The organism is Cedecea sp. AS113, from assembly GCF_037152415.1.
GTDB lineage: Bacteria > Pseudomonadota > Gammaproteobacteria > Enterobacterales > Enterobacteriaceae > Cedecea.
On sequence record NZ_JBBCMI010000005.1, the window covers coordinates 208,805 to 233,052 of the forward strand.

Annotated in this window: 22 protein-coding genes; 10 read left to right on the forward strand and 12 right to left on the reverse strand. The window is 55.0% G+C overall.

The window, feature by feature from the left end; genetic code table 11:
- Positions 1 to 8: 8 nt before the first annotated feature.
- From aceF to yacL, 4 genes are all read left to right on the forward strand, one after another.
- Positions 9 to 1,898 (forward strand): pyruvate dehydrogenase complex dihydrolipoyllysine-residue acetyltransferase, encoded by a 1,890-nt coding sequence (gene aceF, locus WFN87_RS08230; RefSeq protein WP_336707812.1) that lies wholly within the window; start codon positions 9 to 11, stop codon positions 1,896 to 1,898.
- 175 nt (positions 1,899 to 2,073) lie between these two features.
- Positions 2,074 to 3,498, forward strand: coding sequence for a dihydrolipoyl dehydrogenase (gene lpdA, locus WFN87_RS08235; protein ID WP_008461828.1), 1,425 nt, complete (start codon positions 2,074 to 2,076; stop codon positions 3,496 to 3,498).
- A 781-nt stretch (positions 3,499 to 4,279) separates the two neighbouring features.
- Positions 4,280 to 6,877 (forward strand): bifunctional aconitate hydratase 2/2-methylisocitrate dehydratase, encoded by a 2,598-nt coding sequence (acnB, locus tag WFN87_RS08240; protein ID WP_166993565.1) that lies wholly within the window; start codon positions 4,280 to 4,282, stop codon positions 6,875 to 6,877.
- Positions 6,878 to 7,070: 193 nt separating this feature from the next.
- Positions 7,071 to 7,433, forward strand: coding sequence for a protein YacL (gene yacL / locus WFN87_RS08245; RefSeq protein WP_008461832.1), 363 nt, complete (start codon positions 7,071 to 7,073; stop codon positions 7,431 to 7,433).
- Between the two features lie 93 nt (positions 7,434 to 7,526).
- Here the strand turns inward: yacL and WFN87_RS08250 are convergent, their stop codons facing one another.
- Positions 7,527 to 7,874 carry a YacC family pilotin-like protein gene (locus WFN87_RS08250; RefSeq protein WP_008461833.1) on the reverse strand — a complete coding sequence of 116 codons (348 nt, stop codon included), beginning with the start codon at positions 7,872 to 7,874 and terminating at the stop codon, positions 7,527 to 7,529.
- Between the two features lie 144 nt (positions 7,875 to 8,018).
- Here WFN87_RS08250 and cueO point away from each other — a divergent pair, with 144 nt between their 5' ends.
- Positions 8,019 to 9,611 (forward strand): multicopper oxidase CueO, encoded by a 1,593-nt coding sequence (cueO, locus tag WFN87_RS08255; RefSeq protein WP_336982852.1) that lies wholly within the window; start codon positions 8,019 to 8,021, stop codon positions 9,609 to 9,611.
- 36 nt (positions 9,612 to 9,647) lie between these two features.
- Here the strand turns inward: cueO and WFN87_RS08260 are convergent, their stop codons facing one another.
- Complete coding sequence (locus WFN87_RS08260; RefSeq protein WP_336982854.1) at positions 9,648 to 12,053, reverse strand: glucose/quinate/shikimate family membrane-bound PQQ-dependent dehydrogenase; 2,406 nt, start codon at positions 12,051 to 12,053, stop codon at positions 9,648 to 9,650.
- Between the two features lie 181 nt (positions 12,054 to 12,234).
- Between WFN87_RS08260 and hpt the strand changes: the two genes are divergently transcribed.
- The gene (gene hpt / locus WFN87_RS08265) at positions 12,235 to 12,771 is read left to right on the forward strand and encodes a hypoxanthine phosphoribosyltransferase (protein ID WP_008461837.1); all 537 of its coding nucleotides are present in this window, start codon (positions 12,235 to 12,237) and stop codon (positions 12,769 to 12,771) included.
- 66 nt (positions 12,772 to 12,837) lie between these two features.
- Here hpt and can read toward each other — a convergent pair whose 3' ends face one another.
- Positions 12,838 to 13,518, reverse strand: a complete 681-nt coding sequence (gene can, locus WFN87_RS08270) for a carbonate dehydratase (protein ID WP_336982857.1) — start codon at positions 13,516 to 13,518, stop codon at positions 12,838 to 12,840.
- Between the two features lie 97 nt (positions 13,519 to 13,615).
- On the opposite strand from can, the gene WFN87_RS08275 reads away from it, so the two are divergent.
- The 4 genes from WFN87_RS08275 (at position 13,616) to WFN87_RS08290 (ending at position 17,198) form a co-directional block, all read left to right on the forward strand.
- Positions 13,616 to 14,542 (forward strand): ABC transporter ATP-binding protein, encoded by a 927-nt coding sequence (locus tag WFN87_RS08275; RefSeq protein ID WP_336982860.1) that lies wholly within the window; start codon positions 13,616 to 13,618, stop codon positions 14,540 to 14,542.
- Complete coding sequence (locus WFN87_RS08280; RefSeq protein WP_008461840.1) at positions 14,539 to 15,309, forward strand: ABC transporter permease; 771 nt, start codon at positions 14,539 to 14,541, stop codon at positions 15,307 to 15,309. Before WFN87_RS08275 ends, WFN87_RS08280 begins: the two co-directional genes overlap by 4 nt.
- A gap of 115 nt (positions 15,310 to 15,424) precedes the next feature.
- Entirely contained in the window at positions 15,425 to 15,856 is a 432-nt protein-coding gene (locus WFN87_RS08285) for a PTS sugar transporter subunit IIA (protein WP_008461841.1), read from the forward strand.
- A 91-nt stretch (positions 15,857 to 15,947) separates the two neighbouring features.
- Positions 15,948 to 17,198 (forward strand): polysaccharide deacetylase family protein, encoded by a 1,251-nt coding sequence (locus WFN87_RS08290; RefSeq protein WP_008461844.1) that lies wholly within the window; start codon positions 15,948 to 15,950, stop codon positions 17,196 to 17,198.
- A 70-nt stretch (positions 17,199 to 17,268) separates the two neighbouring features.
- Here WFN87_RS08290 and panD read toward each other — a convergent pair whose 3' ends face one another.
- From panD to thpR, 9 genes are all read right to left on the reverse strand, one after another.
- Complete coding sequence (gene panD, locus WFN87_RS08295; protein ID WP_008461846.1) at positions 17,269 to 17,649, reverse strand: aspartate 1-decarboxylase; 381 nt, start codon at positions 17,647 to 17,649, stop codon at positions 17,269 to 17,271.
- 92 nt (positions 17,650 to 17,741) lie between these two features.
- Complete coding sequence (gene panC, locus WFN87_RS08300; protein ID WP_336982863.1) at positions 17,742 to 18,596, reverse strand: pantoate--beta-alanine ligase; 855 nt, start codon at positions 18,594 to 18,596, stop codon at positions 17,742 to 17,744.
- 13 nt (positions 18,597 to 18,609) lie between these two features.
- A complete protein-coding gene (gene panB, locus WFN87_RS08305; protein ID WP_336982865.1) occupies positions 18,610 to 19,404 on the reverse strand; it encodes a 3-methyl-2-oxobutanoate hydroxymethyltransferase in 795 nt (264 codons plus the stop codon).
- 44 nt (positions 19,405 to 19,448) lie between these two features.
- Positions 19,449 to 19,928 carry a 2-amino-4-hydroxy-6-hydroxymethyldihydropteridine diphosphokinase gene (gene folK, locus WFN87_RS08310; protein WP_008461854.1) on the reverse strand — a complete coding sequence of 160 codons (480 nt, stop codon included), beginning with the start codon at positions 19,926 to 19,928 and terminating at the stop codon, positions 19,449 to 19,451.
- Positions 19,925 to 21,325, reverse strand: a complete 1,401-nt coding sequence (gene pcnB / locus WFN87_RS08315; protein ID WP_336982886.1) for a polynucleotide adenylyltransferase PcnB — start codon at positions 21,323 to 21,325, stop codon at positions 19,925 to 19,927. The genes folK and pcnB overlap by 4 nt, the downstream gene beginning before the upstream one ends.
- Positions 21,326 to 21,381: 56 nt before the next feature.
- Complete coding sequence (gene gluQRS / locus WFN87_RS08320) at positions 21,382 to 22,266, reverse strand: tRNA glutamyl-Q(34) synthetase GluQRS (RefSeq protein WP_166876732.1); 885 nt, start codon at positions 22,264 to 22,266, stop codon at positions 21,382 to 21,384.
- Positions 22,267 to 22,337: 71 nt separating this feature from the next.
- The gene (gene dksA, locus WFN87_RS08325; protein ID WP_008460361.1) at positions 22,338 to 22,793 is read right to left on the reverse strand and encodes an RNA polymerase-binding protein DksA; all 456 of its coding nucleotides are present in this window, start codon (positions 22,791 to 22,793) and stop codon (positions 22,338 to 22,340) included.
- A 191-nt stretch (positions 22,794 to 22,984) separates the two neighbouring features.
- Positions 22,985 to 23,689, reverse strand: coding sequence for a DNA/RNA nuclease SfsA (gene sfsA, locus WFN87_RS08330; RefSeq protein WP_166993583.1), 705 nt, complete (start codon positions 23,687 to 23,689; stop codon positions 22,985 to 22,987).
- Positions 23,690 to 24,229, reverse strand: a complete 540-nt coding sequence (gene thpR, locus WFN87_RS08335) for an RNA 2',3'-cyclic phosphodiesterase (protein WP_336982869.1) — start codon at positions 24,227 to 24,229, stop codon at positions 23,690 to 23,692.
- Positions 24,230 to 24,248 lie beyond the last annotated feature (19 nt).

The window sequence follows — 24,248 nt, forward strand, 5'->3', positions numbered from 1 at the left end:
AAGAGACAATGGCTATCGAAATCAAAGTACCAGACATCGGCGCTGATGAAGTTGAAATCACCGAGATTCTGGTCAAAGTTGGCGACAAAGTTGAAGCTGAACAGTCGCTGATCACTGTAGAAGGCGATAAAGCCTCTATGGAAGTTCCGTCTCCACAGGCTGGCGTCGTGAAAGAGATCAAAGTCTCTGTCGGCGACAAAACCGAGACCGGCAAACTGATCATGATTTTCGATTCCGCCGAAGGTGCAGCAGACGCTGCACCTGCTAAGGCAGAAGAGAAGAAAGAAGCCGCTCCGGCCGCAGCACCTGCTGCCGCGAGCGCAAAAGACGTTAACGTGCCAGACATCGGCGGTGACGAAGTAGAAGTTACCGAGATCATGGTGAAAGTGGGCGACACCGTTGCCGCTGAACAGTCTCTGATCACCGTAGAAGGCGACAAAGCTTCTATGGAAGTCCCTGCGCCGTTCGCGGGCGTGGTGAAAGAGATCAAAATCAGCACCGGCGACAAAGTGTCTACCGGCTCTCTGATCATGGTCTTCGAAGTGGCGGGTGCCGCACCTGCTGCCGCTCCAGCACAGGCTGCTGCTCCGGCTGCTGCCGCAGCACCTGCGGCTTCCGGCTCTAAAGAAGTTAACGTCCCGGACATCGGCGGTGATGAAGTTGAAGTCACTGAAGTGATGGTGAAAGTGGGCGACAAAGTTGCCGCTGAGCAGTCACTGATCACCGTAGAAGGCGACAAAGCTTCCATGGAAGTGCCTGCACCATTCGCCGGTACCGTGAAAGAAATCAAAATCAGCACCGGCGACAAAGTGTCCACCGGCTCCCTGATCATGGTCTTCGAAGTAGAAGGCGCTGCACCTGCTGCGGCTCCAACTGCTGCTGCACCAGCTCCAGCCGCTGCGGCACCAGCCCCGGCAGCCAAAGCCGCTGCACCTGCTGCTAAAGCAGAAGGTAAATCTGAATTCGCTGAAAACGACGCGTACGTTCATGCGACTCCGCTGATCCGGCGTCTGGCTCGCGAGTTCGGTGTTAACCTGGCGAAAGTGAAAGGCACCGGCCGTAAAGGTCGTATCCTGCGTGAAGACGTTCAGGCTTACGTGAAAGACGCTGTTAAACGCGCTGAAGCAGCTCCGGCTGCGACCGGCGGTGGTCTGCCAGGCATGCTGCCATGGCCGAAAGTTGACTTCAGCAAGTTCGGCGAAATCGAAGAAGTGGAAATGGGCCGCATCCAGAAAATCTCTGGTGCTAACCTGAGCCGTAACTGGGTGATGATCCCGCACGTTACCCACTTCGACAAAACCGATATTACCGATCTGGAAGCGTTCCGTAAGCAGCAGAACGACGAAGCCGCTAAGCGTAAGCTGGACGTGAAGTTCACTCCTGTAGTGTTCATCATGAAAGCCGTTGCGGCCGCGCTGGAGCAGATGCCTCGCTTCAACAGCTCCCTGTCCGAAGATGGCCAGAAGCTGACGCTGAAAAAATACATCAACATCGGTGTGGCGGTTGATACCCCGAATGGTCTGGTTGTTCCAGTCTTCAAAGACGTGAACAAGAAGAGCATCACTGAGCTGTCTCGCGAACTGATGGCTATCTCCAAGAAAGCTCGCGACGGCAAGCTGACCGCTGGCGAAATGCAGGGCGGCTGCTTCACCATCTCCAGCTTGGGCGGTATCGGGACTACTCACTTCGCGCCGATCGTTAACGCGCCAGAAGTGGCTATCCTGGGTGTCTCCAAGTCTGCTATGGAGCCAGTCTGGAACGGTAAAGAGTTCACGCCGCGTCTGATGATGCCGATGTCTCTTTCCTTCGACCACCGCGTAATCGACGGCGCTGATGGAGCTCGCTTCATCACCATCATCAACAACATGTTGTCTGATATTCGCCGCCTGGTGATGTAATTGAAAAGCCGGCCAATCGGCCGGCTTTTTTCTGGTAATCTCATGGTGTTTGTGAGGTTATTGGCGAAAGCGACAATTCGTGAGCCGTTTGTTGTTTCAAAATTGTTAACAATTTTGTAAACTGCGGGCGGATAGAACGACCCGGTGGACGACGGGTATAAATTAAGAGGTCATGATGAGCACAGAAATCAAAACTCAGGTCGTAGTACTTGGGGCAGGCCCGGCAGGTTACTCCGCAGCATTCCGCGCCGCGGATTTAGGTCTGGAAACCGTCATCGTAGAGCGTTACAGCACCCTTGGTGGTGTTTGTCTGAACGTCGGCTGTATCCCTTCTAAAGCGCTGCTGCACGTTGCTAAAGTTATCGAAGAAGCAAAAGCACTGGCCGAACACGGCATCGTTTTCGGTGAGCCGAAAACCGATATCGACAAAATTCGTACCTGGAAAGAGAAAGTTATCACTCAGCTGACCGGCGGCCTGGCGGGTATGGCCAAAGGCCGTAAAGTGAAAGTGGTAAACGGTCTGGGTAAATTCACCGGGGCTAACACCCTGGAAGTGGAAGGTGAAAACGGTAAAACCGTGATCAACTTCGACAACGCTATCATCGCGGCGGGTTCCCGTCCGATCGAGCTGCCGTTCATTCCTCATGAAGATCCACGCGTGTGGGATTCCACGGATGCGCTGGAGCTGAAATCCGTACCTAAACGCCTGCTGGTAATGGGCGGCGGTATCATCGGCCTGGAAATGGGCACCGTATACCATGCGCTGGGTTCAGACATTGACGTGGTTGAAATGTTCGACCAGGTTATTCCTGCCGCAGACAAAGACATCGTTAAAGTCTTCACCAAGCGCATCAGCAAGAAATTCAACCTGATGCTGGAAACCAAAGTGACTGCCGTTGAAGCGAAAGAAGACGGCATCTATGTTTCCATGGAAGGCAAAAAAGCCCCTGCAGAACCACAGCGTTACGACGCGGTTCTGGTGGCTATCGGCCGCGTGCCTAACGGTAAAAACCTCGATGCAGGCAAAGCCGGCGTTGAAGTTGACGACCGTGGCTTTATCCGCGTTGACAAACAGCTGCGCACCAACGTGCCACACATCTTTGCTATCGGCGACATCGTCGGTCAGCCAATGCTGGCACACAAAGGTGTTCATGAAGGCCACGTTGCCGCAGAAGTTATCGCCGGGATGAAGCACTACTTCGATCCGAAAGTGATCCCATCTATCGCTTACACCGAGCCAGAAGTTGCATGGGTTGGTCTGACTGAGAAAGAAGCGAAAGAGAAAGGCATCAGCTACGAAACTGCCACCTTCCCGTGGGCTGCTTCTGGCCGTGCTATCGCTTCCGATTGCGCAGACGGTATGACCAAGCTTATTTTCGACAAAGAGACTCACCGCGTTATCGGTGGGGCGATTGTCGGGACCAACGGCGGCGAGCTGCTGGGCGAAATCGGTCTGGCTATCGAGATGGGTTGTGACGCAGAAGACATCGCGCTCACCATCCACGCTCACCCGACGCTGCACGAATCCGTTGGCCTGGCGGCTGAAGTCTTCGAAGGCAGCATCACCGACCTGCCAAACGCGAAAGCGAAGAAAAAGTAACTTTCAGCGTCTGATAAAGCGGCCCTTTGGGGCCGTTTTTTTTGCCCGTAAAAGGCCGCCCTTGCGAGCGGCCAGTAGCTTAATTGCCCAGGTTCAAAACGAACTGAACGGTAATGTCTGAAATATTCCAGCCACCCTGGCTCAGCGAAAGCAGTGAACCTAACAACAGAAGCAGCGCGTACAGCAAACGCATTTCCATTGCGTGTATACCCTTTGGGCTACGGCGATTCCTTCTTCACCGGGAAAGGCAGAATCAGGCAAGTGTACAGGACTTACCACGTAGAGCGGTTAAACTGCTCCCGAACCCGATGACTGGCTGCTACACCAGCGAAGCAGGCCATCGTCGAATGTAGGGTAAAAGAGGGGGATCGGATATGGAGATTTTAAGCTTGCAGTGGCTTACATCCTCTTTTAGATGTCAGCTCGCAAAATGAGCAATATGCCTTGCAACCATATACTGATAAGGGCATTATCGTCCTCGTACTGGACTTGCCACAAAACATTTCCTTTCATCGTGTGCTACCACTTTGTCAGGGCAAACGAACCGCCGAAAGGCGGTTTTTTTGTGTCTGAGGGTCATATCAAAAAGTAATCTATTCCCCCTTAACGATTCAGCAACGTTTTAATGTTGCTTTTTTGTAAACAGATTAACACCCCCTGAAAATCCTGCTATGCTGCCCGACGCGGTACCGGGCATTTACCCTACAAACTGCTGTCTCACAGGAGCGTGAAGAGAGAGATCCGGTGTCGCCAAATGACAATGAGAGCGAGGAGAACCGTCGTGCTAGAAGAATACCGTAAGCACGTAGCTGAACGTGCCGCAGAAGGGATTGTTCCAAAACCCTTAGATGCCACCCAAATGGCCGCACTGGTTGAGCTGCTGAAAACCCCACCAGCAGGTGAAGAAGCATTCCTGTTAGATCTGATTACTAACCGTGTACCGCCGGGCGTTGATGAAGCCGCCTACGTGAAAGCCGGTTTCCTTGCTGCCATTGCCAAAGGCGATGCCACTTCCCCGCTGATCTCCCCTGAAAAAGCCGTTGAACTGCTGGGCACCATGCAGGGTGGCTACAACATTCATCCGCTGATTGACGCGCTGGATAACGAAAAGCTGGCGCCGATTGCCGCCAAAGCGCTGTCCCACACGCTGCTGATGTTTGATAACTTCTACGATGTAGAAGAGAAAGCCAAAGCGGGCAACACCTACGCTCAGCAAGTGCTGAAGTCCTGGTCCGAAGCCGAGTGGTTCCTGTCTCGCCCTAAACTGGCCGAGAAAATCACCGTTACCGTCTTTAAAGTCACCGGTGAAACCAACACCGATGACCTGTCCCCGGCCCCGGACGCATGGTCCCGCCCGGACATCCCGCTGCACGCCCTGGCGATGCTGAAAAACGCCCGCGAAGGCATTGAGCCGGATCAGGCTGGCGTAATTGGCCCTATCAAACAGATCGAAGCGCTGCAGAAGAAAGGTTTCCCTCTGGCCTACGTGGGCGATGTTGTGGGCACCGGTTCTTCCCGTAAATCCGCTACCAACTCCGTGCTGTGGTTCATGGGTGACGATATTCCGAACGTGCCGAACAAGCGCGGCGGCGGCGTTGTGCTGGGCGGCAAAATCGCCCCCATCTTCTTCAACACCATGGAAGATGCTGGCGCACTGCCGATCGAAGTTGACGTTAACGATCTGAATATGGGCGATGTGATCGACATTTACCCGTACAAAGGTGAAGTGCGTAACCACGAAACCGACGCGGTGATCGCTAACTTTGAACTGAAAACTGACGTGCTGCTGGACGAAGTTCGCGCCGGCGGCCGTATTCCGCTGATCATCGGCCGTGGCCTGACCACCAAAGCGCGCGAAGCACTGAGCCTGCCGCATAGCGACGTATTTGTTCAGGCGAAAGACGTTGCCGCTAGCACCCGCGGTTACTCGCTGGCGCAGAAAATGGTTGGCCGCGCCTGTGGGGTGGAAGGTATTCGCCCTGGCGCTTACTGCGAACCGAAAATGACTTCCGTAGGTTCCCAGGACACCACCGGGCCGATGACCCGTGATGAGCTGAAAGACCTTGCCTGCCTTGGTTTCTCTGCGGATCTGGTGATGCAGTCCTTCTGTCACACCGCGGCCTATCCTAAGCCGGTGGACGTGACAACGCACCACACGCTGCCTGACTTCATCATGAACCGTGGCGGCGTGTCTCTGCGCCCGGGCGATGGCGTTATTCACTCATGGCTGAACCGCATGCTGCTGCCGGATACCGTTGGCACCGGCGGTGATTCCCATACCCGTTTCCCAATCGGGATTTCCTTCCCGGCAGGTTCTGGTCTGGTGGCGTTTGCCGCGGCGACCGGTGTTATGCCGCTGGATATGCCTGAGTCCGTGCTGGTTCGCTTTAAAGGCGAAATGCAGCCTGGCATCACTCTGCGTGACCTGGTACATGCGATCCCGCTGTACGCGATCAAACAGGGCCTGCTGACCGTGGAGAAGAAAGGCAAGAAAAACATCTTCTCTGGCCGTATCCTGGAAATCGAAGGTCTGCCGACGCTGAAAGTTGAGCAGGCGTTTGAGCTGACCGATGCTTCCGCAGAGCGTTCTGCCGCAGGGTGCACCATTAAACTGGATCGCGAGCCGATCGAAGAGTACCTGAATTCCAACATCGTGCTGCTGAAGTGGATGATTGCCGAAGGTTACGGTGACCGTCGTACGCTTGAGCGCCGTATTCAGGGCATGGAAAAATGGCTGGCAGATCCGCAGTTGATGGAAGCCGACGCTGATGCAGAATATGCGGCAGTGATCGACATCGATCTGAACGATATCAAAGAGCCAATCCTCTGTGCGCCAAACGACCCGGACGATGCTCGTCTGCTGTCCGACGTGGCCGGGGAGAAGATCGACGAAGTGTTTATCGGTTCCTGCATGACCAACATCGGTCACTTCCGTGCGGCGGGTAAACTGCTGGACAGCCACAAAGGTCAGCTGCCAACTCGCCTGTGGGTGGCGCCGCCAACCCGTATGGACGCGGCTCAGCTGACGGAAGAAGGCTATTACAGCGTGTTCGGTAAGAGCGGGGCTCGTATCGAAATTCCAGGCTGCTCCCTGTGCATGGGTAACCAGGCTCGTGTGGCAGATGGCGCGACGGTCGTGTCGACTTCAACCCGTAACTTCCCGAACCGTTTGGGAACCGGCGCAAATGTCTTCCTGGCGTCTGCTGAGCTGGCGGCCGTGGCTTCCCTGTTGGGTAAACTGCCAACTCCTGACGAATATCAGACCTTCATGACTCAGGTTGATAAAACGGCGGTAGACACTTACCGTTACCTGAACTTTGACCAGCTGTCTCAGTACACCGAGAAAGCGGACGGCGTCATCTTCCAGACCGCCGTTTAAAGGCTAAATACCCTCACTCTGTGCTCTTTCTCCCTGTGGGAGAGGGCCGGGGTGAGGGCGCCAGACCACTCTGCGTTTCTCCTTTTTATTTCTCGTCCTTCTACTCGCCACGCTGTTTTCCCCTGACTTTGCTGCGATAATTAAGCCTATAGGCGTGGGTGAGGATTTCCCCCGCGATGTAGAGGAAACAGCGATGGACTATGAATTTCTGCGTGACATCACCGGTATGGTGAAGGTGCGTATGTCAATGGGGCACGAGGTTGTCGGCCACTGGTTTAATGAGGAAGTGAAGGGTAACCTGGCGCTTCTGGATGAAGTCGAGCAGGCCGTGCTTTCCGTGAAAGGCAGCGAGCGGCAGTGGCAGCGTGCCGGGCACGAATATACGCTGTGGCTGGACGAGGAAGAGGTCATCGTTCGCGCTAACCAGCTGGAAATCTCCGGGGATGAGATGGAAGAGGGAATGAGCTACTACGACGAAGAGAGCCTCTCTTTTTGCGGCGTAGAGGACTTCCTGCAGGTGGTACACGCTTACCGGGAATTCCTGCAGCAGCGTTAACGCGCTGGGGCCGATACCGCCGCCACATTGTTTGGTCTAAGAGCCAATGACCGTGGTTTCACGGTCATTATTTCAGGCCAGGCGGGGAAAGCGTTATTTAACGTAGGCCAGCAGGCTTAAGGAATCGCGCGCCAGAGATTTGCATTTTGTTGCCGTGGGGATGGCAATACCGCTCAAATCTTTGTAGCTGTCTTCACCTAATGCTTTCATGTTCCAGCTATCGTAGTTGCTGAGATCCCATTGATTTTGTTGGGCAAAAAAGACCAGCGCGCGTCGGATCTGGCCGTTAGGGAGGTTTTGGTAGCCACAATCATTTTTTAAGAACACAAATACCGCAGTCAGATCGGCCATATCTTCTGCTTCAGACTCACTCAGCGCCAGGCTGCTGGTAGAAAAAGCCAGCAAAATGCCCAGTAATAACGCCCTAACTCCCATCTTCATCACGTCTACCACTTTTTCTCAGATACGAAACGTTAACACAGTTAAATGGGCGTCGACGATATTTATTATGAGCTTAAAACTTGACCTTACCGTTAGGGAAAGGTTTATGCTCGCCGACAAGTATGCCAACTAAAGGAACTGACTATGCATCGCCGTAATTTTCTAAAATATACCGCGGCGCTGGGGGCTTTCAGCGCGCTGCCACTCTGGAGCCGTGCCGCGCTGGCGGCCGATCGTCCGGCGTTGCCTATCCCACCTTTGCTTGCCCCGGATGCCAAAAATAGCATTCGCCTCACCGTAAACGCAGGAAAGAGCGTTTTTGCCGGGAAATCTGCCACGACCTGGGGCTATAACGGTGCTTTGCTTGGCCCGGCGTTAAAGCTAACGCAAGGGGAAGCGGTCACGGTCGATATCCATAATAACCTGGCAGAAGAAACCACGCTGCACTGGCATGGGCTTGAGGTCGGCGGCGAAGTCGATGGCGGCCCGCAGGGCGTTATCGCCGCCGGTGCAAAACGCAGCGTCACCTTTACGCCGCAACAGCGTGCGGCGACCTGTTGGTTCCACCCGCATCAGCATGGTAAAACCGGGCATCAGGTGGCCATGGGGCTTGGTGGCCTCGTATTGATTGAAGATAACGAAAGTGCCCAACTGATGCTGCCGAAGCAGTGGGGCATCGATGATATTCCGCTGATTATCCAGGATAAACGTTTCGGTAAGGACGGAGAAATTGACTACCAGCTGGACGTCATGAGCGCGGCCGTAGGCTGGTTTGGCGACACGCTGCTATGCAACGGCGCCGTTTATCCCCAGCACACCAATCCGCGCGGCTGGCTGCGCCTGCGTTTGCTTAACGGCTGTAATGCCCGCTCGTTGAACATTGCTGCCAGCGACAATCGCCCGCTCTATGTCATCGCCAGCGACGGCGGACTGCTGGCCGAGCCAGTCAAAGTCACGGAGCTGGAAATTCTGATGGGGGAACGGTTCGAGGTGCTGGTCGATACCCGTGACGGCAAGCCTTTTGATATTGTCACCCTGCCGGTGAAGCAAATGGGCATGACCGTGGCACCTTTCGACAAACCTGCTCCGGTGGTTCGCATTCAGCCGCTGATTATCGCAGCCTCTGGCACGTTGCCGGACAAACTGGTCAACGTGCCTGCGCTCCCGTCGCTGGAAGGCGCAACTGAACGCTGGCTGCAACTGATGATGGATCCGATGCTCGACATGATGGGCATGCAGGCGCTGATGGATAAATATGGCATGCAGGCGATGGCAGGCATGTCGATGGACGGCCACGGTGATATGGGCGGTATGAGCCATGGCAGCATGAAGAACATGGACCACGGCAGCATGGGGAAGATGAATCACGGCGGTATGAGCCACGGCTTTGATTTCCACAATGCCAACAAAATCAACGGCAAAGCTTTCGATATGGCAACCCCGGCGTTTGCTGCACAAAAAGGGAAATACGAGAAGTGGACGATATCCGGGGAAGGCGACATGATGCTGCACCCGTTCCATATTCACGGCACCCAGTTCCGTATCCTGTCCGAAAACGGCAAACCGGTGGCGGCGCATCGTCAGGGCTGGAAAGACACGGTGAAGGTGGAAGGTGCGCGCAGCGAAGTGCTGGTGAAGTTCGATCATGCTGCACCAAAGGAAGCGGCCTATATGGCGCACTGCCATCTGCTGGAGCATGAAGATACCGGAATGATGCTTGGTTTTACTGTCGCATAAAAGAAAGAGCGGGTGGCCTGAGCCACCCGCAATGTTTTATTTTGCGTCGTCCGGCAGAGCGTACGCCACAATATAATCCCCCATCTTCGTGCCGAAGGAACCATGGCCACCTGCGGAAATCACCACATACTGCTTACCGTTCACTTCATACGTCATCGGCGTAGCCTGTCCACCGGCTGGCAGACGCGCTTCCCACAGCTGTTTCCCGTCACGCATATCAAACGCGCGCAGGTAGTTATCTGCGGTAGCACCAATGAACATCACGTTACCGGCGGTGGAGATTGGGCCACCCAGCATTGGCATCCCCATGCGGAATTTCATTGGAATACCGGTTGGGAACGGCATGCTGTCTTCCACGGTACCAATACGTTTCTTCCACACGATTTCGTTGGTTTTCAGGTCAACGCCAGAGATGTAGCCCCAGGCCGGCTGTTTACACGGCAGGCCGAACGGCGACAGGAACGGGTTCAGCGTGACTCCATACGGCACGCCGTACTGCGGCTGAACGCCGGATTCAGTGCCTGAGCCTTTCGCATCTTTTGGTGGTTCCATTGGGTTACCCGGCCCGCGTGGAATCAGCTTAGACACGAACGGCAGCGCCATTGGGTTGGTCATCGCGACCTGATTATTTGGGTCAACGGAGATCCCGCCCCACTCGAACATGCCCAGGTTGCCCGGGAACACCAGCGTCCCCTTTTCGGAAGGCGGGGTAAAGATGCCTTCATAGCGCATGCTGTGGAACATCACGCGGCAGACCAACTGATCGAACATGGTCGCGCCCCACATATCCGCCCCGCTCAGATCTTTCTTCGGACGGAAGGTCAGCTCGGAGAATGGCTGGGTAGGGGAAACATGGTCGCCTTTGGCGGCACCCTGCGGAACAGGCTGCTCCGGGGCTGGTACCACTAATTTACCGTCGCGGCGGTCCAGAACAAAAATGTTGCCAGTTTTAGCCGGAGCGTACACCACCGGCACTTTGTTGCCGTTTTTGTCGGTGATATCCGCCAGCGTTGGCTGGGCAGGCATGTCCATATCCCACAGGTCGTGGTGGACGGTCTGATAGGACCAGGCCAGCTTACCGGTGGTGGCATTCAGCGCCACGATGCTGCTGGCGTAGCGTTCCTGCTCAGGCGTGCGGTTGCCGCCCCAGATGTCCGGCGTGGTCACGCCCATCGGCAGGTAAACCAGATCCAGCTTTGCATCATATGCCGCCGGAGCCCACGAGTTCGGCGAGTTCAGCGTGTAATGATGCTCGTCATCCGGGATAGCGTTTGGATCTTTCGCGCCTGGGTCAAACGCCCACAGCAGTTTACCGGTATTAACGTCAAAACCACGGATAACGCCGGAAGGCTCACGGGTAGAGAAGTTGTCGGTCACTGCCCCGGCAATCACAATCACCTTGTCGGTCACGATAGGCGGTGAAGTCGGCTCGTACATACCTGGCGTAGTCACCGGCTGGTTGGTCTGCAGGTTCAGAATACCTTTGTTCGCAAAGCTCTCACACAGCTTGCCGGTATCGGCGTTGAGCGCGAACAGGCGGCCATCGTTCACCGGCAGAAGGATGCGGCGAGGACAGTCGGCCACTACATCCGCGGGGGCGTTATCCGCGGTGGCTTCGTGGTAAGAAACGCCACGGCAGGTCACGTGCTGGAACGAAGGGTCGGTATTTAACTGAGGGTCAAATTTCCACTTTTCTTTCCCGGTGGCGGCATCCAGTGCGAACAGCTGCTGGTGGGCGGTACACAGGTAAAGCATATCGCGGATTTTGATCGGGGTGACTTCGTTGGTGATTTCACCCGGGTCGGTAGCACGCTTCACGTCGCCGGTCTGGAAGCGCCAGGCTTCCTTCAACTGGCCCACGTTCTGCGTGGTGATCTGCTTGAGCGGAGAGAAACGCTGCCCTTCCTGATTGCGGCCATAAGCTGGCCAGTCGGCATCAGGAATGGAAGACTCAGCGGTAGCTGCGGCATTATCCAGATTCAGCGTGCCGTTGATCTCTTGCGGGTCGTTAAAGCCCGCCCAGACCAGCACAACGGCGGTAATCAGCAGGGAAACCACCAGCGATGCTGCCGCGCCGCTTGCTGGAATCACCAGGCGGCGATACACAAACGGCAGCAGAAGCCAGACGCCGAAGAACACCAGCACGTCGCAGCGCGGCGTCAGCGCCCAGAAGTCGAAGTCGACTTCCCAGACGCCCCAGGCCATCGTACACAGCAGCAGGGCCGCGTAGAGCCAAAGCGCGGAGGCTTTGCTCTTCCACAGCAGCCAGGCGACACCGAGCATCACCAGGCCGGCGATCGGGTAATACCACGACCCGCCTATAGCCACTAACCATATCCCGCCAAAGAGTAAATAGAGCCCGCAAAGTACAGCAAAGAGGGCCGAGAGGGTCACAAATAGTTGCGATCCGGTTTTATTTGTTTTCACAATTATCACACTCATAAAGTTTTGATAGCATTTAATTATAGTTATTAACAAGTGTGATGGTTGTCACATTTATGGCTTTTTTTTGAAGTGGGGATGTGAAGGCGATTTGCTGGTATACTCCACGCCTCACTATTTTGTGTTGGCTGCAGGTGAACCAGCATTAAATGATTTGTTTTTAAATCATATGGTTAGAGATATGAAACATACTGTTGAAGTGATGATCCCGGAAGCGGAGATCAAAGCCCGTGTCGCTGAACTGGGTCGTCAAATCACCGAACACTATCGCGACAGCGGCAGTGACATGGTGCTGGTGGGTCTGCTGCGTGGTTCATTTATGTTTATGGCGGATCTGTGCCGTGAAGTTCAGGTTTCCCATGAAGTCGATTTTATGACCGCTTCAAGCTACGGCAGCGGCATGTCCACCACTCGCGACGTGAAGATCCTGAAAGATCTGGACGAAGATATCCGTGGGAAAGATGTGCTGATCGTGGAAGATATCATCGACTCCGGCAACACCCTGAGTAAAGTGCGCGAGATCCTGAGCCTGCGTGAACCAAAATCTCTGGCCATTTGTACGCTACTGGACAAACCGACTCGCCGCGAAGTGAATGTTAACGTTGAATACGTTGGCTTCTCTATCCCAGACGAATTCGTCGTTGGCTACGGCATCGACTATGCCCAGCGCTATCGCCACCTGCCGTTCGTTGGCAAAGTGGTGATGCTGGACGAGTAATCAATCGTCGTAAGCAAACAAAAAAGGGCCTTAAAAGGCCCTTTTTGCTATCCACATTTCACGGAATTATTGCGAAGCTGCGCGATTCCGGTGGCTATGGTGGGTATTCTTCAGGTTGGCTATGCCGCTGCGGTAGCCCTGCTCGAGTGACTCGCGGCTGGTGGCCGTCACTTCAAGGTCGCGCAGGCGCCCGTCGTGAATACCGTAGACCCAGCCGTGAACCGTGACTTTCTGGCCGCGTTTCCAGGCTGACTGCATGATGGTGGAATGGCCGATGTTGTATACCTGCTCCATGACGTTCAATTCGCAGAGCGTGTCCATCCGCTGTTCTGGTGCCAGTCCCCCTAAGAGCGAACTATGCTTGAACCACAGGTCGCGAATGTGCAGCAGCCAGTTGTTAATTAGGCCCAGCTCCGGATTTTCTACCGCAGCCTGAACGCCGCCGCAGCCGTAGTGACCGCAGATAATAATGTGCTCAACTTCAAGGACATCTACAGCGTACTGCACAACGGAAAGGCAATTCAGATCGGTATGAACAACGAGGTTTGCCACGTTACGGTGAACAAAGAGTTCGCCTGGCTCCAGGCCGGTAAGTCGTTCGGCGGGAACACGGCTGTCGGAGCAGCCAATCCAGAGAAAGCGAGGTTTTTGTGCCTGGGCAAGTCTTTCGAAGAAACCGGGGTCTTCCTCAACCAGCATTTTTGACCAAAGTTCATTATTGCTGATAAGGGAATCAATGTCTTTCATGTGAGGTTAACGCCTGTCACCCGAGAAGTGCGATGGGGTAATATAGGGTAACTCAACGAATTTTCAAACAAGTACCGAATAAGGTAAGCGAATATCCATGACAATTGCATTGGAACTGGAACAGTTAACGAAAACCTATCCCGGTGGCGTCCAGGCGCTACGTGGCATAGATCTTCGCGTTGAAGCGGGTGATTTCTATGCGCTGCTCGGCCCTAACGGTGCGGGAAAATCCACCACTATCGGCATTATCAGTTCGTTGGTGAATAAAACCTCCGGCAGCGTGCGGGTGTTTGGCTACGATCTGCAAAAAGACGTGGTCAACGCCAAACGCCAGCTTGGCCTGGTTCCCCAGGAATTCAACTTCAACCCGTTTGAAACGGTGCAGCAGATCGTCGTGCACCAGGCTGGCTACTACGGCGTTGAGCGCAGCGAAGCGATAGCGCGCAGCGAAAAGTATTTAAAACAGCTCGATCTGTGGGAAAAACGCAACGAACGTGCGCGGATGTTATCGGGAGGGATGAAGCGTCGCCTGATGATTGCCCGTGCGTTAATGCACGAACCTAAGTTGCTGATTCTGGACGAGCCTACTGCCGGCGTAGACATCGAGCTGCGCCGCTCTATGTGGGGCTTCCTGAAAGATCTCAACGACAAAGGCACTACCATTATTCTGACTACTCACTATCTGGAAGAAGCCGAAATGCTGTGCCGCAACATCGGCATTATCCAGCGTGGTGAATTGGTAGAGAACACCTCGATGAAATCGCTGCTTTCCAAGCTGAAATCAGAAACCTTCATCCTGGATCTGGCCCCTAAAAGTCCACTGCCTAAGCTCGACGGTTACCAGTATCGGCTGGTGGACACGTCCACGCTGGAAGTCGAAGTTTTGCGTGAACAGGGGATTAACAGCGTGTTCAGCCAGCTAAGCGCGCAGGGGATTCAGGTACAGAGTATGCGTAACAAAGCTAACCGTCTCGAAGAGTTGTTCGTGACGCTGGTAAACGGTAAACAAGGGGATCAGGCATGATGCAGCTGTACTGGGTGGCGCTGAAAAGCATCTGGACCAAAGAAGTTCACCGCTTCGCCCGTATCTGGATCCAGACCCTGGTTCCGCCGGTCATCACCATGACCCTGTATTTCATTATCTTTGGTAACCTGATTGGCTCGCGTATCGGCGAAATGCACGGCTTCACCTATATGCAGTTCATCGTGCCGGGCCTGATCATGATGGCGGTGATCACCAACGCTTACGCCAACGTCGCTTCCTCATTCTTCAGCGCGAAGTTCCAGCGCAATATCGAAGAGCTGCTGGTGGCACCGGTACCCACGCACGTGATCATCGCGGGCTATGTTGGTGGCGGCGTCGCGCGCGGTCTGTGCGTGGGGATCCTGGTCACGGCGGTGTCGCTGTTCTTCGTCCCGTTCCAGGTGCATTCATGGCTGTTCGTGGCGTTGACGCTTGTACTGACGGCTATTCTGTTCTCGCTGGCCGGTCTGCTGAACGCCGTCTTTGCCAAAACGTTCGATGATATCAGCCTGATCCCGACCTTCGTGCTGACGCCGCTGACCTATCTGGGCGGGGTGTTTTACTCCCTGACCCTGCTGCCTCCGTTCTGGCAGGCGCTCTCGCACCTGAACCCCATCGTCTACATGATTAGCGGCTTCCGTTTTGGTTTCCTGGGCATTACCGATGTGCCATTGGTGACCACCGTCGGTGTGTTGGCAATCTTTATCGTCGTGTTTTACTTGTTGTGCTGGTATCTCATCCAGCGCGGTCGCGGGCTCCGGACCTAATAGTTCCTGATTAAATCCCCCTCTTTAGGGGGATTTTTTTACGCCAAATTGATACGCATCAGGCTACTTATTCAGCGTTCTGGCACACTGTCGCTCCATAAACAGGAGAGACTTTATGCTTGGCTGGGTCATTGCCGGACACGACGACTACGCACAAAAGATACTGGATGCTCTCGAGCAGCGCTTTGGGCCGCAGCCTCAGTGCTGTGCGGTGAATTTCTGGCATGGGTTAAGCACCAATATGCTCAGCCGGATGATGTGCGATGCTCTTCACCACTGCGATTCGGGCGACGGCGTTATCTTTCTGACCGATCTCACCGGGGCGGAACCTTACCGGGCAGCGGCATTGATGAACCATAAGCATGAGCATTGCGAAGTTATCGCCGGGGTAACGCTGCCGCTGCTTTTAGCGATGCGTGAACAGCGGGAAAATATCTCCAGCGAAGCCTTTCGGCAGCTTATTGTGGAGCAGGGCGGGGAGGCGGTGACCAGCCTTTGGCATCAGCAGCAAAAGAACCCGCCGTTTGTATTGCTGCACAATTATTAAGGGTATGTATCTATTGAGGTTGGTATTCCTCTGTCTTTTGCTAAACTAATGACTTCCTTCCGTCTTTCCGACAAAAACTGACTAATTTGCCATGTTAACTCGCCTTGTTTATTGCGTCATGCTGGTCATCAGCATCGGAACTGCTCAGGCTAGCCTGCTCAGTAGCCATGACACTCCCGCCCAATATATGCAAACCACCGAAGATGCCGATATCTGGGCGCAGGTGGGTGATAATGTGATTTCCGTCGGCCGTATCGGCCAGGGGCAAATCCTGGCGGTGGTGCCGACGGCCGCAGATTACTACGAGTTTAATTTCGGCTTCGGTACCGGGTTTATCGACAAGGCGCATCTTGGCCCGGTAAAAGGCAAGCAGCGAGTGGAAGACCGGCTGGGGGATCTCAACAATCCGTTGAGTAACCAAAACTTGATCACCTTCCGCGACGTGGCTATCTATAGCGAGCCGGCCACCTCGTCAGCGGTGTTCGGCACGCTGGCAGATAACCTGCGTTACCCAATCATCGGCAAGCTCAAAGATCGCCTGAACCAGACCTGGTACCAAATTCGCATTGGCAATCGCCTGGGCTACATCAGCAGCCTGGACGCGCAGCCGGATAACGGCATTCCGGTTCTGACCTATCACCACATTCTGCGTGATGAGGAAAATACGCGTTTCCGCCATACGTCGACGACCACCTCGGTTGTTGCGTTCAGCAACCAGATGACCTGGCTGCGTGACATGGGCTACACCACGCTGACGATGTATCAGTTGGAAGGTTATCTGCGTAACCGTATGAATCTCCCGGCTCGCTCGGTGGTGATCACCTTTGATGACGGGTTGAAATCAGTCTACCGTTACGCGTTCCCGATTCTGAAACAGTACGGCTTTAAAGCGACGGCTTACATTATCTCGTCGCGCATTAAGCGCCATCCACAGCCGTGGAATCCAAAGTCTCTGCAGTTTATGAGTATTTCTGAGCTGGAGGCGATTCAAAGCGTGTTCGATATTCAGTCGCACACGCATTTCCTGCATCGCGTGGATAACTACCGCCGCCCGATTCTTCTGAGCCGTAGCTACCACAATATCCTGTTTGATTTTGAGCACTCGCGCCGTGCGCTGTCGCAGTTCAATCCGCACGTGCTTTATCTCTCTTATCCGTTTGGCGGCTATAACGATATTGCGGTAAAAGCGGCGAACGATGCAGGATTCCATATGGCGGTAACCACGGTGCGTGGGAAGGTGAAACCGGGCGACAACCCGTTCTTGCTGAAGCGGCTTTATATTATGAGGACGGATTCTCTGGAGACGATGTCGAGGACGATTACCAATCAGCCTGAATCGTGAGTACGTGAGCTAAACTGGGGTTGTTCGATCCCTCTCCCGCGTGGGGAGAGGGTTAGGGCGAGGGCGGTTGTTACGCGACCTGAACCGGCACGGCTTTTGCAAGACGCTTCATCTCATTCTCACCGTCAAAGTAGGCCACTTTTGGCTGCCAGCTGCGCGCCTGCTCATCTGGCATAGTAACGTAGCTGGCGATAATCAGGATGTCACCGACGTCGGCGCAGTGTGCCGCCGCACCGTTAACGGAGATGATTTTAGAGCCACGTTCACCGGCGATAGCGTAGGTAGAAAAACGCTTCCCGTTGGTGACGTTGTAGATGTCGATGGCTTCATATTCCAGAATGCCTGCCGCCTCAAGGAAGTCCTGATCGATGGCGCAGGAGCCTTCGTAATGCAAGTCCGCCTGAGTCACTTTGACGCGGTGTAACTTGCCTTGCAGCATGGTGCGAATCATAAACTTGAACCTTTGTTACTGGGCTTGAAAAGCGCGGATATCACCCGCGCCGTGGATATTCGAGGCAGTATTGCCCTTTTTATTTATGCTGTCTACTGCGCCAGATCGACGGTGACGTTATCAATCAGTCGGGCCTGACCGAGCCAGGCCGCCATCAGGATCACCGCACGTTTGCTTTCCGCTGACAGCTCCAGCAAAGTGTCCGCATCGCGGATTTGCAGGTCATCAGAACGGAAACCTTTTTCGTTCAATTCTGTTGCCGCGAGGATCAGCATCTCTTCGGTATCACGGTCGCCGCCGCGCAGTTTTTCCGCCAGGACGTTCATGACCTTGCTCAATCCCGGGGCGATTTTACGCTGCTCTGCAGTCAGGTAGCCATTACGTGAGCTGAGCGCCAGGCCGTCTTTAGCGCGCACGGTCGGTACGCCAATAATCTCAATGTCGTAGCCCATATCGGCGACCATTTTGCGGATCAGCGCTAGCTGCTGATAATCCTTTTGGCCAAAGCAGGCAACGTCGGGCTGAACGAGGTTGAACAGTTTGCTGACAATGGTGGAAACACCACGGAAATGCCCTGGGCGGCTGGCGCCTTCCAGCATGGTGGAGATGCCCGGCACATCCACAAATGTCTGTGTGTCGAGGCCCTGAGGGTAAACGTCAACCGGCGCCGGGGCAAAGACCATATCCACCTTGCGGCGGTTCAGCTTTTCGCAATCTTCCTGCAGGGTGCGCGGGTAGCGGGCTAAGTCGTCCGGTCTGTCAAACTGCATCGGGTTCACGAAAATACTGACCACGACCACATCAGCCACGGCTTTGGCTTCTTCCACCAGCGTCATGTGCCCATCGTGCAGGTTGCCCATGGTCGGCACCAGGGCGATGCGTTTTCCTTCCTGGCGCCAGCGGCGAATCTGCTGACGCAGCAGCGGTAACGTTTCGATAATCAGCACAACCTATCTCCTGTCAGTAAAAACTGTGTTCGTTGCCCGGATAAGTGCCGGATTCGACTTCACTAATGTACTGGCGCACCGCGGTGCGAATATCGGCGGTCTCAGTAAGGAAATTCTTTGCAAACTTAGGAATATGGCCGCCGGTAATCCCAAAGGCATCATGCATCACCAGAATCTGCCCGTCCGTGACGTTGCCCGCGCCAATGCCAATCACCGGGATAGAAAGCGCTTCGGTTACGCGTTTAGCCAGCTCAACGGGAACGCACTCCAGCACCAGCAACTGGGCGCCAGCGGCTTCCAGCGCCAGAGCGTCATCCAGCAGCGTTTGCGCGGCCTGTTCGTCGCGGCCCTGAACTTTATACCCGCCAAAAATATTGACCGACTGCGGCGTTAATCCCAAATGACCACATACAGGAACGGCGCGCTCCGTCAGCATTTTCACCGTGTCAGCCAGCCAGCGTCCGCCTTCGATTTTCACCATGTTAGCCCCGGCGCGCATGACCTCTGCGGAGTTGGAAAACGCCTGCTCCGGCGTGGCGTAGGCCATAAACGGCAGGTCAGCCAGCAGCAGGCAGTTTGGTGCACCGCGGCGAACCGCACGAGTGTGGTAGGCTATGTCTGCCACCGTGACCGGCAGCGTAGAGTCGTGGCCCTGAACCGTCATGCCCAGCGAATCGCCAACCAGCAAAACGCCGACGCCTTCGTCAGCAAACAGCTTAGCGAAGCTAAAGTCATAGGCGGTAAGGGTGGCGAATTTCTTGTTATCCTGCTTGAGCTTACGCAGGGTGGAGGTGGTAGTGGGTTTCATCATCATCCCCGGAGAAAGGTTAGAACAGGATACGGGCGCGCTGTTTACCAGCGGGTGATGCCCTCCTGGGAGAGGCTAGCCAGTATCGCGGCAACAGACTGCCCGTCGGGAAAGCGGCATTCCGGTGCTATTTCCAGCAGAGGAACCAGCATAAACGCGCGGTTCTTCATGTCGTAATGAGGCACAGTCAGGCGTTCGGTGTGCATCACCTCATCGCCAAACAGCATAAGATCGAGATCTAACGTCCGCGGCCCCCAGCGCTCTGCTTTGCGCACGCGGCCATGCTCCAGTTCAATACGTTGGGTATGGTCCAGAAGGGCTTCGGCAGACAGGTCGGTGTCCAGCACCACGGCAGCATTCAGATAATCTGGCTGATCCTGCGGGCCGAGCGGGGGGGTGCGGTAAAACGAAGAAGTGGCCACCATTCGGCTTTGTGGAATGGCGGCCAGGGCGTCAAGGGCAGATGAAACCTGCTCCAGCGGCGACGCCTGGTTACTGCCCAGCGCGATATACGCGAGGGTCATGAATTACCTTCGCGACGTGGCGCGCGTTTGCGTGGGCGACGCGTGCGGCGGCGAGCTGCAGGCTCATCGCCAAGGTCGTTCAGCATATCTTTTTGCATTGGCGGCGCAGCGACCTGGAACTCGCCCCACCATTTGGTCAGACGCAGCAGTTCCTGGTTGTTCTCGACTTCCGCGCGCAGCGCCAGCAGGTCGTAAGACGCCCGGAATTTAGGATGCTCCATCAGCTTCCAGGCGCGTTTACCCTGGCGGCGGGACAGACGAAGCTGCAGGCCCCAGATATCGCGCACCAGCGTAGTAATGCGTTTTGGAATCGCCAGCGCACGGCAGGCTTCATCCAGCACTTCATTCATTGCCAGCGCAAAGGCGTCGTAGTAGGCGAGGCCGCTTTCCTGGGCAATCTTTTGCGCCATTTCCAGCTGTGGATACCAGAACATCGCCGCAAACAGGAACGCCGGATTTACGCGCATATCGTTATGAATGCGGGTATCGGTGTTCTTCAGCACCAGCGCAATAATGCGTTCCATCGGGCTGTCGCCCTGCTCGGTGAAATAGCGGGTGATGATCGGGAACAACGGCTGGAAGAGCTGATATTCACGCAGCAGTTGGTAGGTTTCAAACCCGTATCCGGCCTGCAGAAGTTTGAGCGATTCTTCAAAGAGACGCGCCGGGGGCACATCGTTCAGCAGCGTGGCAAGGCGAGGAATCGGCTCGCCGGTTTCCGGGCTGACGGTCATATTCAGCTTGGCGGCAAAGCGCACGGCGCGCAGCATTCGCACCGGATCTTCGCGGTAACGCGTTTCCGGGTCGCCAATCAGGCGAATAATGCCTTTGTTCAGATCGTTCAGGCCGCCGACGTAATCCCGCACGGAGAAATCGGCCACGCTGTAGTAAAGACTGTTGATAGTGAAGTCGCGGCGTTGAGCATCTTCTTCGATAGAACCAAAGATGTTATCACGCAGCAGCATGCCGTTCTGGCCCCGCTGCGAGGTCTGACGGTCCGCAGACTGCTGCTCTTCATGATGGCCGCGGAAGGTGGCCACTTCGATGATTTCAGGCCCGAACATCACGTGAGCCAGGCGGAAACGGCGGCCAACCAGGCGGCAGTTACGGAACAGTTTGCGAACTTGTTCTGGCGTCGCGCTGGTGGTGACGTCGAAATCTTTCGGTTTTTTGCCCAGCAGCAGGTCGCGGACGCCGCCGCCGACGAGGTAAGCCTCGTAGCCTGCTTTGTTTAAACGGTAGAGTACCTTGAGGGCATTTTCACTGATATCTTTGCGGGAAATAGCGTGCTGATCGCGCGGGATAACAGTAATGTGCGGGAGAGTTTCGGTCTCCTCGACCACGACGTCATCGCGGTTAAGCACCTTGCGGCAAAAATTAGCGACTCGGGTAAAAATAGTCCACCTCGGCAGTGTCAATCATAGGGACAAAAAAAACAGCGGCTAATCATAGCTCAGTGTGGGGCATTTGAGAATGATGTATTCACCGGCACACTATTAAGCGACCAGTTCATTACGGCTTGCTCCAGCAGCCTTTCCTGCGTCAGATCTTGCCAGCCGTCCGCTACTTGTTGATTTAAAAAGCGCAACGCTTCCACCAGCAGCGGGCGAGGATCGCCCTGCGGCAGCGCGGGCGCGTGATTCTGCTTCGAAAGCTTAGAGCCCTGCTCGTTGAGCGCCAGTGGCAGATGAATATAGCCGGGAGCGGGCCAGCCAAACTGCTGGTATAGCGAGATTTGCCGCACCGTCGGCTCAATCAAATCTGCACCGCGCACGATCTCCGTCACGCCCTGGAAGTGGTCATCCACCACGACAGCAAGATTATAGGCGAACAGACCGTCACGACGGTGAATGATGAAATCTTCCCGCGCCAAAGACTCATCGGCATGCAATTGCCCGCGCAGGCCGTCCTGGAAGCTCAGCACCGGGTTGTTTTGCACCAGGCGCATTGCGGCGTTTTGTGGCCCGTTGCCAAGGGTTCTGCAATGCCCATCGTAGAAACCGCCGATCTGCTGAATACGGCTGCGAGTGCAGGTGCAGTAATAGCTCAGCCCTTGCTGCCGGAGCCAGTTCAACGCGGCGCGATAGGCCTCATGGCGGTGGGATTGCCATAGCACATCGCCATCCCAGTGCAGGCCGTAATGCTCAAGCTGTTTGAGGATGGTGTCGGCGGCGCCGGGAACTTCGCGAGGAGGATCGATATCTTCGATGCGTACCAGCCAGCGACCCTGTTGAGCGCGAGCCTGAAGGTAGCTGCCAAGAGCGGCAATGAGTGAGCCAAAATGCAGTTCCCCGGAAGGTGAGGGGGCAAAACGGCCAATGTAGAGTTGAGCTGACATTTTTTGGGGTGCAATAAAGTAATATGGCGGGAGAGTCTCCCGCCATAGAGGTTTGGCATTTCCGAGGGCCGTTAGCCGGCCATCTGTTTTTCGCGGATTTCTGCCAACGTTTTGCAGTCGATACACAAATCAGCGGTCGGACGTGCTTCAAGGCGACGAATGCCGATTTCTACACCGCAGGATTCGCAGTAGCCGAAATCTTCGTCTTCCACTTTCTTGAGCGTTTTTTCGATCTTTTTGATCAGTTTGCGTTCACGATCGCGGTTACGCAGTTCGAGGCTGAACTCTTCTTCCTGGGCCGCACGGTCTACCGGGTCCGGGAAGTTAGCCGCTTCATCCTGCATGTGCGAAACGGTGCGATCTACCTCGTCCCTGAGCTGATTACGCCATGCTTCAAGAATAAGCTTGAAGTGCGACAGCTGGGCTTCGTTCATGTACTCTTCGCCCGTTTTCTCCTGGTATGGCTCCACCCCAGCGATGGCGAGAATACTCAGGGACGACGTTTTACGCTTTTGCCCTTCTTGCATGTTGCTTCTCCTTAACACGCACTTATCGGTCCCCTGTCGGGGTAAAATCAGGCCGCTATAAATAGCAGATGCTTTTCAGGTTGGCAATTATATAAACTCCTCTCTTGACAACCGTGTGAAGAAAAGCTTATTTGCGAAACGACCCGACTATAAAAAAGACAATACGTTATCTGTCCTTAACCAGATGCTGATTATAAATAGACAGGCAACGGCGTAGTTAGAGTGATCCTCTCAGCAGAAAGTTCTGCTTTCCAGGCGATAATTTCAACCCCACACTGCTGTGCCTCGGTTAACAGCCGCGCATACTTCTCATCAATGTGGCGGGCTGGCGAGACGCTATTTATAGCAGAATGTAAAACCGCAAACAGTAGCACCGCGCGCTCTCCTTGCTGAACCACATTCATCAACTCTCTTAAATGCTTCTGGCCCCGCAGGCTAACAGCATCGGGAAAATAGCCTTTATCCTGCTGGAGCAACGTGACTGATTTTACTTCAATATAGCAGTTAACCTTGTTACTCGCTTGTAACATAAAGTCAATTCTGCTGCGTTCTTCACCGTATTTTACTTCGGCCTGAAGGCTGTCATAGCCCGCCAGTTGTGTCGGAGGATATGTCGTCAGCATCTCTCTGACCAGAGTGTTTGCTCGTAACGTATTGACGCAAATTATCTCACCCTTTTGTGTTTGAGTAAGCTCCCATGTATGGGGGTATTTGCGAGTTGGGCTGGCCGATGTGGAATACCAAACCGTGTCGCCCGGCGTGGCGCAGCCTGTCATTGCTCCGGTATTGGGGCAATGCAGCGTCATGGTTTCGCCGTTGGCGGTTACAACGTCCGCCAGAAAGCGTTTATAGCGTTTAATTAGCGTGGCGGGCTGCAGCGCGGGTGAAAACTCCATCTACTCTTCCTTATTAGTGAGCGACCAGCGCTCCAGCGCCTGATAGCGGGTTCTACCCTGTTCAAAAACGGACTCGTACAGCGAAAATTCATTCACCTGAAATTGCCAGCTAAAGCCCGGAGCGGGGAGCGCCACGGAGCGTATGGCATTGCGATAAAGCGTCACGTGGGGATGAAACGGCTGCGGAGACTGATAGCAGCCGCTGCGAGCAGCCTGGGAGCGTAGCATATTGGCCAGTTGCAGCAGGCCGCGCGGAGCCTGGCGTGGCCCCAGCCAGACGACGCTTGAGCGAAGCCATTGCCCGGCATCGTCCAGGCGCAGCGTAAAGCCGGGCTGGTTAATTCTTCCGGCGAGGCGACACAGTGCCTGGCGTTTTTCTTCGGAGACATCCCCCAAAAACGCCAGCGTGAGGTGCAGATTGGCCGCAACTACCGGTCGGCCAGCATCCGCCGGGAACTGGGCGGCTCGCCAGTGAATGATTTGCTGCTGAACCTCGGACGGTAACGTCAGGGCAAAAAACAGGCGTCGATTTTCGGCCATGCTTGTCTCTCGGTTATGG

What these genes read in the sequence shown, in the direction of transcription:
- aceF (WP_336707812.1), top strand. Translation starts at nt 9, where the DNA reads ATGGCTATCGAAATCAAAGTACCAGACATCGGCGCTGATGAAGTTGAA.
- lpdA (WP_008461828.1), top strand. Translation starts at nt 2,074, where the DNA reads ATGAGCACAGAAATCAAAACTCAGGTCGTAGTACTTGGGGCAGGCCCG.
- yacL (WP_008461832.1), top strand. Translation starts at nt 7,071, where the DNA reads ATGGACTATGAATTTCTGCGTGACATCACCGGTATGGTGAAGGTGCGT.
- WFN87_RS08250 (WP_008461833.1), bottom strand. Translation starts at nt 7,874, where the DNA reads ATGAAGATGGGAGTTAGGGCGTTATTACTGGGCATTTTGCTGGCTTTT.
- cueO (WP_336982852.1), top strand. Translation starts at nt 8,019, where the DNA reads ATGCATCGCCGTAATTTTCTAAAATATACCGCGGCGCTGGGGGCTTTC.
- WFN87_RS08260 (WP_336982854.1), bottom strand. Translation starts at nt 12,053, where the DNA reads ATGAGTGTGATAATTGTGAAAACAAATAAAACCGGATCGCAACTATTT.
- hpt (WP_008461837.1), top strand. Translation starts at nt 12,235, where the DNA reads ATGAAACATACTGTTGAAGTGATGATCCCGGAAGCGGAGATCAAAGCC.
- can (WP_336982857.1), bottom strand. Translation starts at nt 13,518, where the DNA reads ATGAAAGACATTGATTCCCTTATCAGCAATAATGAACTTTGGTCAAAA.
- WFN87_RS08275 (WP_336982860.1), top strand. Translation starts at nt 13,616, where the DNA reads ATGACAATTGCATTGGAACTGGAACAGTTAACGAAAACCTATCCCGGT.
- WFN87_RS08280 (WP_008461840.1), top strand. Translation starts at nt 14,539, where the DNA reads ATGATGCAGCTGTACTGGGTGGCGCTGAAAAGCATCTGGACCAAAGAA.
- WFN87_RS08285 (WP_008461841.1), top strand. Translation starts at nt 15,425, where the DNA reads ATGCTTGGCTGGGTCATTGCCGGACACGACGACTACGCACAAAAGATA.
- WFN87_RS08290 (WP_008461844.1), top strand. Translation starts at nt 15,948, where the DNA reads ATGTTAACTCGCCTTGTTTATTGCGTCATGCTGGTCATCAGCATCGGA.
- panD (WP_008461846.1), bottom strand. Translation starts at nt 17,649, where the DNA reads ATGATTCGCACCATGCTGCAAGGCAAGTTACACCGCGTCAAAGTGACT.
- panB (WP_336982865.1), bottom strand. Translation starts at nt 19,404, where the DNA reads ATGAAACCCACTACCACCTCCACCCTGCGTAAGCTCAAGCAGGATAAC.
- folK (WP_008461854.1), bottom strand. Translation starts at nt 19,928, where the DNA reads ATGACCCTCGCGTATATCGCGCTGGGCAGTAACCAGGCGTCGCCGCTG.
- gluQRS (WP_166876732.1), bottom strand. Translation starts at nt 22,266, where the DNA reads ATGTCAGCTCAACTCTACATTGGCCGTTTTGCCCCCTCACCTTCCGGG.
- dksA (WP_008460361.1), bottom strand. Translation starts at nt 22,793, where the DNA reads ATGCAAGAAGGGCAAAAGCGTAAAACGTCGTCCCTGAGTATTCTCGCC.
- sfsA (WP_166993583.1), bottom strand. Translation starts at nt 23,689, where the DNA reads ATGGAGTTTTCACCCGCGCTGCAGCCCGCCACGCTAATTAAACGCTAT.
- thpR (WP_336982869.1), bottom strand. Translation starts at nt 24,229, where the DNA reads ATGGCCGAAAATCGACGCCTGTTTTTTGCCCTGACGTTACCGTCCGAG.